Below are 11,745 nucleotides of genomic sequence, written 5' to 3'. Positions count from 1 at the left end.
CTTAGTTTAGTGGTTATCGTTGTGTTTATATTTTGCAATGATTGTTTAGAAACTTCATAATATCTTCTGTTAATATTTTAGGGTTTGCTCCTTTGTTTTGCGCAACTATAGATCCAATAGCACAGGCAAAATCAATAGCTTCCTGCGGAGAGCCGTTACTTAATAATTTCGAAATTAGTGAAGCTAAAAATGAGTCGCCTGCACCAACAGTATCTACAACATTGATTAAAAAGCCGGCATTATGATACAGTTTACCTTTCCACAGTAGGACCGCGCCATGCTTTCCTTTTGTAACACATATAGCATTAGTTTTGGTTACTTGGGCTATGAAATGAATGTTTTCCTCAATAGATTTTGATGAAGAACCCAGTTCTTCTGAAATTTCAAGGAGTTCTTCATCGTTGAATTTTATAAAATCTGATTTGTCCATCAGATTTTTTAGCGTTTCTATATTGTAATGAGGTGGCCTTAAATTAACATCGAAAACCTTGAATGTGTTGTTGTATTCCAGAAGTTCGAATAGGGTATTTTTAGAAACAAGGTCTCTACAGGCTAAACTACCGAAAAGCAAAACATCTGAGGTCTCAACTATTTTGCGAATAGTAGGAGTGATTTCAATTTTATCCCAAGCTACTGGATGTTGAATGGAATAGGTTGCAGAGCCTTTACTGTCTAAAGTTACATTAACAATACCAGTAGCGTAGTTTTCGGTAATCGAGATTCCTTTAGTATCAATATTTTCATTGTTGACGTAGTTTGTTAATGATACACCATTGTCGTCATTACCAATGGCACTTATCATAGAAACAGGGAATCCGAAGGACTTTATTCTTAAAGCCAGGTTTAAAGGGGCTCCACCAATTTTTTTTCGGTCGTTAAAAACATCAAAAAGAATCTCTCCGTAGCTAGCAAATTTTATGTTTGTGTTTTCGAACATATTAGTAAGGATTTTTTAAACTGATATTAGAAAATTCAACCTTGGCATTATTTGAGTAAATAGCCCATTGTTTTCCACTAGTATTGTAAAGTCTGTTACTAAAGGCTATTGTGTCATTTACATAAATCACACATACATCTTCATTTGTGGTTATCGTAATGTTATAACTTTCATCTGTTGAAAAACTAAATGGAATATGGTTTACATACTGATTAATACCATCAATAACATTATAAGCGGTGATTCTATTATTTTCTGGTTCGAAAGCTATATTGAAAGCAGAAATTCCTTCATTCTCATAATTTAAAAGTATCCCGGATTCACCTACTGAATCGTATGAGAAATCAAATGCGATTTCATTTGATTTTTTGATACTATTGAAGACAACGCTAGCTTTATTAGAGGATCCATCAAGTGCGAATGTATTATTGGTTTGGTTAATAGAACCAAATGTCTCTGCTGTTTCAAGGGGTACATCATTGGTGAATATTGAACTGATGGATTCTGGTTGTTGAACTCGCAATGAACCATCTGTGTTTTGAACAAGTTCATGTATTACTAAATTACCGGCCCATTCTTTATTGCCTGTATTGTTTTCTGGTGCTTTTCTTGCAGTCCACCCGAAAAGATAACGTTCGTTTCCATTGGTAGCAGTCTTTGCTGCATATAAATATTCGCCATCAAATCGATCGGTTTCAGGAGTTGTCCATGGTCCGTAAGGAGAGTTGGCTATACGGTATCTAGTGCCCTTATAGTTACTCCAGTTTTCAGAGAAAACCAAGTACCAATAAGATCCCATTTTAAACATATCGGCACACTCAAGCATTAAATAATTTTCTTCTGAAGTTGTAGTGTAAACAGGATTTTCAACTTCCCAGTTATTTGTTGAAGGATCGCTAGTTGTAAATAGAGCTACCACAGCCTTTCTTCCAGGGTTTGTTTGAGTAGACATTAGCATCCAATATTTACCTTCTTCTTCGTTGTAGAACACATGAGGATCTCTAAAATCGAAATCGTAGTATCCAGCAGGTGCAGTTAATTTAAAATCTTCAACTTTTGTCCAGGTTTTAAGGTCTGTACTTGTAGCACAAAGAACACTTTCTCTTGGGTTATTTTGAAGGAATGATGGAATACCATTATGTCCGGTATAGTAGAAATAATAAAGGTTTCCGACTTTTACCACTGATCCGGTTCCTACACCAAAATCAGGTTCATCAGTTGTTCCATACGGAATCATTCTGCCATTGTAATCAAACTCCGTAAAGTTTGACGTTTCAAAACTGTGGATATCATGAAATCCTTCACCGGCAGGTTTTGTTTTTGCATCATGTAAAAAGAAAAGGTTGAATTTACCATTATCAAAATAAGGCATAACATCTCCAACATACCCCGAAGTATAATACGGGTTTGTTTCTCCCATCCATTGTTCAGGAGGGAGTGGATATATAGCAGTTTGATTACCTGTATCGATCGGTGTTTGAGAATATGTTTCACCATCGTTTGAACACGACATGAAAAGACAGATATATAATCCGATTATAAAATTTTGTTTTAAGTACATCATGTTTAGTTTTAGTTGTCAGCTAAATAGGCTAAGCTGTTTGCTGTTAGTATTTTTATATTATCTAAAAAGCCGTTGTTACCATTTGTGTCATTTTCATTAAACCAATCGTAGGCTCCCATGGAAATAACAACTGTATTTATGTTAGTAGCTCCTCCAGGGAATTCAGCAATAGTTACTCGTCCATTAAGGCTATCATCCCAAGCTTCACTCGCAAGGTTGTTTCCTCCGGTTTGATCTCTCCAACCTTGTCCGTCTCCATAACCACCCCATTCCGGTAAGAACCACCAGGCAGTATGGTTTAATCTAAAGGTTCCTTTTTCTAATAAATTAGCTTTTCCAGGAGCAAAAGTTTCAAGACCTAAGAAAATAGGATGGTCTTCATGTCCTACAAATGACATTCCCCAATCGTTACCATCGATAAATCCATTCGGCAAAAAGTCTCCAAATACATTGTTAGGACCTTTTCCGCTAGGAATAATGTTCAAAGCCTCTAAATATTGAGAAGCAAAGGTTGTAAGCAATAGGTTTCCTCCATTTGCTTGATAATTCATTAATGCAGATGTAACACTGGCATCTAAGGCAATGGTAGGTAGGTTTATAGCACTATCATAATGCCACCAAATGACATCTATACCTGCTAATGAAATCCCATTAGAGATGTCTGTGAACGATAAATATTGAGCTCCGGGATAGTTTTCAAATAACCAATCTGAAGCAGTAATTTCATCCGGATTAGTAATGCTTTGTAAAGATGCTGAGGTTCCTAAAAATGCAATTACAGGACCATCAACAGGGGTCGTTACAATAGCTGTATACTCTTCAGTTAATGTAGCAGAACTAACAGTATAGATTACTGGATTTGAAAAATCGGTTACAGCACCTGAACCAGGTGTAATGCTAACACCTTCAGTTACTTCAATTGTTGGTTCAAGAGAGGTTAGATCTGTGCCTTCAGGCAGAGTAAGAGATATAATTTTTGAATTATGGTTAATGCTTGCATTTAAATCATTGATTTTAAAACTGCTTATTGGTTTTTGAGTTTGAACTTTTACATTGTAAGTTTTGTAGATGTTTCCATTAGATACTCTATATTGAACTGTATTTGAGAAATCCATGGGTAGTCCCTTTTCAGGTAGAATGGACGATCCGTTTGGTATTTCTAATTCAGGTGTTAGAGCAGAAATGTCGGTGCCATAAGGCAAAGTAACGGTAATCAGATTTTCTTGATTATTGATTTCGCCTTCAATATCATTAACAGCAAAGGATTCCATGTTTACAGAAACATTGGTTACAAAAGCTGATTCATCAAAATTATCTTCGCAAGACCATATCAGGCAAGCGAATAGCGCTATTACACTTACAATAACACTTATGTTTTTAGTTAGTATGTTTTTCATCGTTTTGTCTTGTTTAGTTTCTTTTTAATATCCTGTATTTTGCTGGTATAACCCTTGACTAAAGTTTATTTGAGCAAGAGGAATAGGGCAGTATTCTTCTTTGTTTTTATCAAATCCAGCTTCTAAGTAGTATGAGATTTTTGTTTTTTCTTCGGCGTAGAAGGCATTCAAAGTTTCAGAAGCAATTCCCCATCTTACTAAATCAAAAAATCTACTACCCTCCATCGCAAATTCTAATCGACGTTCCCAACGTAAAGCCTGACGCGCGAAGTCCTGTGTCCAATTACAGTTTACTCCGTCTTCATATTGTTTAATGAAGTTATTGGATGTGTAGCTTGAAGTTAAAGTCGTACTCACTGAAGCTCTGCTTCTAATTTCATTTATAATTGGAAGAGCGTCATTATGTTTGCCCAATTCAATAAGTGCTTCAGCACGCATAAGAAGTACATCTGCATATCGAATTATAATTCTGTTTTTAGAATTTCCATAGAACGGATCAATGTTAACAAAGCAGTCGCAATCTGGTTGAACGTTTTCTTTTAAAGAAGCAAAATAGAAATAGGTACCAGGAGAACGGTTCCAGTTTTCTTCGTAAGTATAATCTGGATGATATTTAAACGGCAAACCAGGTATGGCCACCGTGTGATATAATCTCGGGTCTACGTCGTAGTTGTTTAATTGATGATAATCTAGATCTGTATCATTATAGGTGTCAAACATAGGTAGCCCATCAGAGTTTGTTTTGAAGGCATTTACCAGGTTTTGACTTGGTTTATGAAAATCACAACAACCCAGACCTTGAGGTACTGATAGTACATCACCAAAATTTAACCTTCCGTATAGTGTTCCATCGTTATCAGAATATTGAATAGCGAAAATGGATTCAGGACCATTTTCATAACTTCCTGATAAAAAATTAAAGGCATAATCAGGCTCTAACGAAAAAGCTCCTAAAATTTCGTCTGTAGCGTCAACTACTTTTTGTAATGTTTGTTGGTTAATGTTTGTCACATTATAGTTTTCATCTTGCTCATAGGCTTGATATAATCTCGTTTTTGCTAAATAAGCATATGCAGCGTATTTGTTGATTCGACCAACTTGAGCTTGACTATCAGGTGTATGATTTGCTGCATATTCAAAATCTGAAGCAATGGCTTCCCATAGCTCATTATCGGATAAATCTCTATTTGATATAAGATTGTATTCCTCTGGTAAAGTTGCTTCAGTTACATAAGGAACATGTTTAAACATCACTTTTAGCATGAAGTAAAAATGTGCTCTAACGAAATGCATTTCGCCTAGTCTGGTTGATTTTAAAGGGAAGTCGTTTTCATCAATTTTGTTTAATGCTCCAATGGCCTTATTTGCTCTTGAAATACCAACGTAGCAGTTATACCATAACCTGTCTAATTCCCCAAAATCTGTTCGAATATTATTAGAAACTTCAAAAAAGTGAAAAGCTTGAATATCGTTTGTTCCGCTTCCTCCTTTATATGCGTCGTCAGATCTCACGTTACCATAAGGCCAAAGACTAAAAGGAGTATCGTAATGATCGTTGCCTAAAGCTGCATACGCCGATGTAATAAAACCTTCTACATTCTCTGGAGTTACAAGGCTTTCTTCGAAAAGAACACTTTTTGGGGTGTTGTCAAGAAAGTCTTCACAAGAAATTGTTAATGTTAAGGCCAGACAGCTAAATATATATATAATCTTTTTCATGATTTATGAGTTTTGTTAAAGTGAAATGTTTAGACCAAAGGTGAATGTAAGAGGTAGGGGATAACCAAATCCAGGATTCTCAGGGTCTACACCTGTGAAGTCTGATGATGAAATTGTTAATAGGTTTTGTGCATTAACATACATTCTGAAATTACTAATACTGTAATTAGTCAAGAGGTCTTGCGGAAGCGAGTATCCTAACTGTAATACTCGAAGTTTTAGATAACTTCCATTTTCAATATAGTATGTAGAAAAACGAGATTCTGCATTGTTGTCAATTGTGGTCAATGCTGGAATATCCGTATTTAAGTTTTGTGGAGACCAGGCATTTAATAATCGAGCCCCTTTGTTAGATCCTACATCATCAACACTCCAAAAATCTGTTTGATATTTAGTTTGATTAATTACGTCTACGTTTCCAACACCCTGCCAGAAGGTTGTTAGATCGAAGTTTTTATATTCTAAAGAAAGGTTGAAACCGTAGGTGAATCCAGGATTAGGGTTACCTATCCAAGTTCTGTCTTTATCATCAATTAATCCATCCTCATTTAAATCTTTATATCTTATACGACCAAGATCTTTACCTGGTTGGATGGCTGAGTTTTCAACTTCTAGGTTGGATCTGAATAATCCATCAGCTACATAACCATACATGGAGTTGATAGGCCTACCAAGTATGTTGTCATCCTGACCATTTCCTCCATAATTGTTTTTTACTTCATCAGGAAGTACTGTAATTTTATTTTGATTAGCTGCGATGTTTCCGGAGATTTCATATCTAAAACCATAATCTGTTAAATGCTTGTATTGTAAAGCGAATTCTATTCCTTCATTTTCCATTGAAGCTCCATTTACCCAACGGTTACCGCCTTCGCCAATAATTGCTAAGTATGGAGGTAAAACTAAGATGTCTTCCGTGTTCTTTTTGTAGATATCTATACTACCTGTTAAGGCATTGTTTAAGAATCCAAAATCCAGACCTAAATTGGTTTGTGTTGTAGTTTCCCATTTTAAATCATCGTTTCCTGTTTGGATAGCAATAAAACCTGAATTTAGAAGACCACTTCCAGCACCCGAAAGATCATATGCCGTGCCATAAGACGTGTTCCATGTAGGGTCTCCTCCAGCGTAATTGGCAAGGTAAAGTGAATATATGGCCTCATTACTAATTTCTTGATTACCTGTTTGACCCCATCCGGCTCTAAGTTTTAAATCGGAAAAGAATTTAAGATGTTTCTCAGCGAAGGCTTCGTTGCTGATTCTCCATCCCGCTGAAAATGCAGGGAAAGTACCAAAGCGATTGTTTTTTCCAAATCGTGAAGAACCATCATGTCTTAGTGTTGCAGAAAATAAATATCTTCCGTCGTAATCATATGAGGCTTTACCAAAATAGGAAAGTAAACTGTATGAAGTCGCAGAGCCTCCTGTGTAAGATTCTCCTGTTCCTGCATCAGGGTAGAAATAGTCGGGATCTTCAATTAAAAAGTCTTCTTTTCGTAACCATGTGTTTTCAAAGTCTTCTTTGTACATTTCTGTACCTGCAAGGATGTTGATGTTATGGTTGTTTTTCTTAATGTCGTATTGAGCTGTATTTGTCCAAGTCCATTTTACGGTGTTCGATTTATCTATATTAACAGCATTTTGATCATTCTTTAAATACCCTGAAACATAGCTGCGTTGTATGGCTCTTTTATAATAATTATTGTAATCTATACCAAAACTGGTTCTAAGGCTCAGGTTTTTAATAGGGGTTAATTCTGCAAAGGTGTTACCAAAAAGACGTAAATATTTATAGCCATTATCTTTGTTGTAATCCAGAACTCTAACAGGGTTTTGTCTATCGTTCATACCACCTACAGGACCACCCCAACCTTGTCCGTCTACAGTTCGAACTGGGATAATTGGTAATGCTCTTAGTGCAGGGTCAAGTACACCTGGGTCAGTTACTTCATTAGTTCTGTTAATAGTGAAGTTTTCACCAATTTTTAATTTGTTGTCAAAGAAATTATAAGACGAATTCATTCTGGCCGATATCCTTTTGAATTCGGTTGTTTTTACAATTCCGTTATTGTCGTAATAGCCTAAAGAAAACATGTATGCTCCTTTGTCGGAACCATTGGACATTGATAAATCTAAGGAGTTGGCTCTACCTTGTTGTGAAATTTCATTATACCAATCGGTATTCGATGCTTTTATTGTTTGAGCATCATCTAAATATTCAGGAACTAGAACATTAAATAGTGTTGGTTGCCCATCAATTACTCCCCAATCAAATTGGTAACTTAAGTTGTTAGAATTCGGATTTATACCATCGTTAATATTGGCTTGCCATAAAACTTGTCCGTATTCATATGCATTTAATACATTCAGTTTGTTGGCATAGTCAGAGAATGAAGTGTAATAATTTAAGTTGATTTTTGTTTTACCTTCTTTTCCTTGTTTTGTTGTTATTATAATAACACCGTTAGAAGCACGAGAACCATAAATACTTGCAGACGAAGCGTCTTTAAGCACTTGTATCGATGCAATGTCGTTTGGATTAAGTTCGTGCATTCCTGCTTTGGTAGGGACACCATCAATAACATAAAGCGGGTCAGTGTTATTCAAAGTACCAATACCACGAATGTTAATTCTAGTATTTCCACCACTAGGAGACCCATCTGTGGAGATGTTAACCCCTGCAAGGCGACCTTGTAAAGCTTTAATGGGGTTTGGTTCAGTTTGTTTGTTTAGTTCGTCGACATCAACCACCGCAACAGCTCCTGTAATGTCTGCCTTTTTTTGTTTTGTATAACCTGTTACAACGATTTCTTCTAATTGTTGATTATCCGGTTTCATAGCGATATTCATTGTCAAATTATCACCAACCGTTACCTCTTGAGTAATAAAACCAAGGTAACTGAATTGAAGTACATCTCCTTTTGATGCGCCATTTAGAATAAAGTCTCCATCAAAATCGGTTACAGCTCCTTTTGAAGTACCAGTTATAATAACCGCAACACCAGGTAAAGGCATATTGTCTTCAGCAGATACTACCTTTCCCTTAATATCCAGATCTTGAGCCATAAGGACTGAGAACTGTAGAAAGAATAAAATAATTAATTTATACTTCATGATTTAGTTTTTAATAGTTAGTTGTTATTTATGTTTAGTTTATTCGCGTTTAAAGTTGAAATTTTAGCTTCTTTTCTTGAAGATTCTATTGTTAACTTGTCGAAAGGTTCATTTGGAAAGAATATTTCAGTTAACACCTCTTGACCATTGTTAAAGAAAAGCTCTATCGATGTTTTGTCTAATATGATTTTTATCCTGGCTTCTTGATATTCTTTGGTAAGAGGGGCCTTCGTAACGTGTTTTCCAAATGCTTCAGAGAAATTTGTTAGCCCTGATGATTGACGATCTATAAAAAGATATTTTTCAATATTATCTAGTCCGAATTTCAGGTTGTTTCCAATAGTATTAGAAAGCGTGAAAGTATATGCGTCAGCAGTTAAATTGGTTAGTTTTATATCTATTACAGACTTTGTTAAGTCTATAGTTTTACCGTCGATTAAAACTGTTTTTTCTTTAAATTCTATGTCTTCTTTGGTGATTTTATCGGAATAATAATTTTCTAATTGATCAACAGGTTCAGAGCAAATTAAAAATCCATTTTCAGTTTTATTTAGTTTTAGTTCTCTTGGGAGAGTCATGCTACTTCTCCAGGTTTCGGTGGGCACATCTTGTGCATATAACCAGTTAGACATCCATCCTATAGAAATTGGGTTTTTACCGTTGGCATTATTCCAAGTAACACTAGCATAATTATCCATTCCATGATCTAACCAGATAGCCTTTTTTAAATCTAACTGCTTTTTAAAGTCTTCATCAAGTTTAAATGTCTTGCCATCAAAGTCACCAATGAAATATTGCGTTGCAGATCCTCCATTTGGACCACCGGGATTTAAACTTTGAAGAAGAATCCATTTGGTTTCATTAGAATTTTCGGATTGCATTGGAAAAAAATCAGGACACTCCCAAACCCCGCCATGGGCACCAATGTCGTTTCCAAAATCAGAAATGAACGCCCATTCCTTTAAATTTTTAGAGCTGTAAAATTTGGTTCTGTCATCCGCAGCAAGTGCCATAACCCATTGTTGATGGTCTTCGTCCCAAACCACTTTAGGGTCTCTAAAGTTCTTAATTCCTGGGTTTTTTAAGACAGGGTTATTTGCATACTTAATCCATGTTTTTCCTTCGTCAATTGAATAGGCTATACTTTGATTCTCGAAATCAATAAGACCTTTTCTTTCTTTAATTGGATCATGATGGGTAAAAATAGCCACTATAGGAGGAGTTGTACCATCTCCAAATCCAGAAGTGTTCTTTAGGTCTACTACTGCACTACCAGAAAAAATATAACCTAGTTCATCGGGATATAGAGCTATAGGATTTTCTGTCCATGTTATCAAATCTTTACTTGTAGCATGCCCCCAGTGCATAGGACCCCATTTATTTCCTTCTGGGTAGTATTGAAAAAACAGGTGATATGTGTCATTTAAAAAAAACATACCGTTAGGGTCATTCATCCAGTTTTCTTTGGGGGTAAAATGGAAGTTTGGACGGTATAAAGTTTCTTCTGTATAAACTATATTCTCGGATGTGGTTTCGCTATCTAAGCTAGATTTTGTAGTTTCTTTACATGAGAAAGTGAAAAACATTATTACGGCAACACTGGCTACTTTTTTGAGAGTCTTTGAATTGTCTGTTTTAATCAAAGTTTTTCCTAATTGTTCTAAAGAAATACCTTTGGTTTCAGGCATCATGAAAATCACAAATAGAAGTTGAAACACCATCATTATAGCGAAAATTAAGAAAACCATACCGGCTCCAATGGTTGAAAATAACACTGGAACTAAAGAAGGAACTACCGCAGCCAATACCCAGTGTACAGAACTGCCAAAGGATTGACCGTATCCTCTTAAATGGTTCGGGAAAATTTCAGAAATAAATACCCAAATTACAGTTCCTTGACCGATAGCATGAGCTGCGATGAATAAGAATAAAAATATTGGAACAGCTCCACCTTCCCAATTGAAGAAAAATGCTGCAGACACAAGTGATAATGATATAATGTATCCAAAAGACCCGATGTACATTAGCTGTTTTCTGCCCAACTTATCAATAAGTGTGATCCCTAATAGTGTGAAGAGTAAATTGGTTATACCGACACCAATACTACTTAAAAGGGCTGAACTTTCTTCTAATCCTGCTTCGGTTAGTATTCTAGGCGCGTAATAAAGCAACGCATTGATACCTGATAATTGATTGAAAAAAGCAATTAGAAAAGCTAAGATTAAAGGAAGTCTATACTTCTTCATGAAAATATTTTCGTTAGGAATGGTGTTGTTCATTTCATCTTTAATCTCCATCATTAATTGTTCTGGATCTACTCCCGGGTTAATAACTCGAAGAACATTTTTGGCCTCACTGTTTCTTAATTTGGTTAATAACCATCTTGGACTTTTCGGAATACTTAAAGTGATAATTGTGTATAGGGCTGCAGGAATGGCTTCAATACCAACCATCCATCTCCAGGCGTTTTCTCCAATATCATTTAATAAATAATTTGACAAGAAGGCTATTAAAATGCCGAATACAATATTAAACTGATATAAACCTACCAGTTTCCCTCTGTCTTTTGCTGGTGCTATTTCAGAGATGTATGCAGGAGCAGCAATAGTAGAAGCCCCAACACCCAAGCCGCCTAAAAATCTAAATAAAGCAAAGGTATATGGGTCATTGGCTAAACCAGAGCCAATAGCAGAAACCGTGTAAAATACACCTATCCAGATTAGGGTTTTTTTGCGTCCTAATTTATTTGTTGGAAAGCTACCAAGTAAAGCTCCTATAACAGTTCCCCACAAAGCCATACCTATTACTACGGTTCCATGAAAAACATCAGATGAGTTCCATATGTGTTGTAATGTTTTTTCTGCGCCAGATATAACAACTGTATCAAAGCCAAATAGGAAACCAGCAAGTGCGGCCGTGATAGACCAGATCAATATTTTCTTATTCATAATTTAGTTGGAAAATTAATTTCTATAAAACTAGATATCCAACATAGTAAACCGTATAAGAATTGT

6 protein-coding genes and 1 pseudogene are annotated in these 11,745 nt (G+C 35.7%); all 7 read right to left on the bottom strand.

Annotated features, from left to right (window positions below):
- Nucleotides 1-25 precede the first annotated feature (25 nt).
- A complete protein-coding gene (locus ICJ84_RS11685) occupies nt 26-937 on the bottom strand; it encodes a carbohydrate kinase family protein (protein ID WP_188216588.1) in 912 nt (303 codons plus the stop codon).
- Nucleotide 938: 1 nt separating this feature from the next.
- A complete protein-coding gene (locus tag ICJ84_RS11680; protein WP_188216587.1) occupies nt 939-2,450 on the bottom strand; it encodes a glycoside hydrolase family 32 protein in 1,512 nt (503 codons plus the stop codon).
- A 59-nt stretch (nt 2,451-2,509) separates the two neighbouring features.
- Nucleotides 2,510-3,898 carry a DUF4960 domain-containing protein gene (locus ICJ84_RS11675; RefSeq protein WP_188216586.1) on the bottom strand — a complete coding sequence of 463 codons (1,389 nt, stop codon included), beginning with the start codon at nt 3,896-3,898 and terminating at the stop codon, nt 2,510-2,512.
- A 24-nt stretch (nt 3,899-3,922) separates the two neighbouring features.
- Nucleotides 3,923-5,617, bottom strand: coding sequence for a RagB/SusD family nutrient uptake outer membrane protein (locus ICJ84_RS11670; protein ID WP_188216585.1), 1,695 nt, complete (start codon nt 5,615-5,617; stop codon nt 3,923-3,925).
- 15 nt (nt 5,618-5,632) lie between these two features.
- Complete coding sequence (locus ICJ84_RS11665) at nt 5,633-8,731, bottom strand: SusC/RagA family TonB-linked outer membrane protein (RefSeq protein ID WP_188216584.1); 3,099 nt, start codon at nt 8,729-8,731, stop codon at nt 5,633-5,635.
- 17 nt (nt 8,732-8,748) lie between these two features.
- Nucleotides 8,749-10,317, bottom strand: a complete 1,569-nt coding sequence (locus ICJ84_RS11660) for a glycoside hydrolase family 32 protein (protein WP_188216774.1) — start codon at nt 10,315-10,317, stop codon at nt 8,749-8,751.
- A pseudogene (locus tag ICJ84_RS11655) lies at nt 10,315-11,679 on the bottom strand (sugar porter family MFS transporter); the annotation flags it as partial. The gene ICJ84_RS11660 and the pseudogene ICJ84_RS11655, both read right to left, overlap by 3 nt.
- Nucleotides 11,680-11,745: the final 66 nt, after the last annotated feature.

It is taken from the genome of Aestuariibaculum suncheonense (genome assembly GCF_014596935.1).
GTDB classification, from domain to species: Bacteria; Bacteroidota; Bacteroidia; order Flavobacteriales; family Flavobacteriaceae; genus Aestuariibaculum; species Aestuariibaculum suncheonense.
This window is presented reverse-complemented; position numbering and strand designations above follow the sequence as displayed.

Excerpts from the sequence above, each read along its gene's own strand:
- ICJ84_RS11670 (WP_188216585.1), bottom strand. The coding sequence starts at position 5,617 with ATGAAAAAGATTATATATATATTTAGCTGTCTGGCCTTAACATTAACA.
- ICJ84_RS11675 (WP_188216586.1), bottom strand. The coding sequence starts at position 3,898 with ATGAAAAACATACTAACTAAAAACATAAGTGTTATTGTAAGTGTAATA.
- ICJ84_RS11660 (WP_188216774.1), bottom strand. The coding sequence starts at position 10,317 with ATGTTTTTCACTTTCTCATGTAAAGAAACTACAAAATCTAGCTTAGAT.
- ICJ84_RS11680 (WP_188216587.1), bottom strand. The coding sequence starts at position 2,450 with ATGTCGTGTTCAAACGATGGTGAAACATATTCTCAAACACCGATCGAT.
- ICJ84_RS11665 (WP_188216584.1), bottom strand. The coding sequence starts at position 8,731 with ATGAAGTATAAATTAATTATTTTATTCTTTCTACAGTTCTCAGTCCTT.
- ICJ84_RS11685 (WP_188216588.1), bottom strand. The coding sequence starts at position 937 with ATGTTCGAAAACACAAACATAAAATTTGCTAGCTACGGAGAGATTCTT.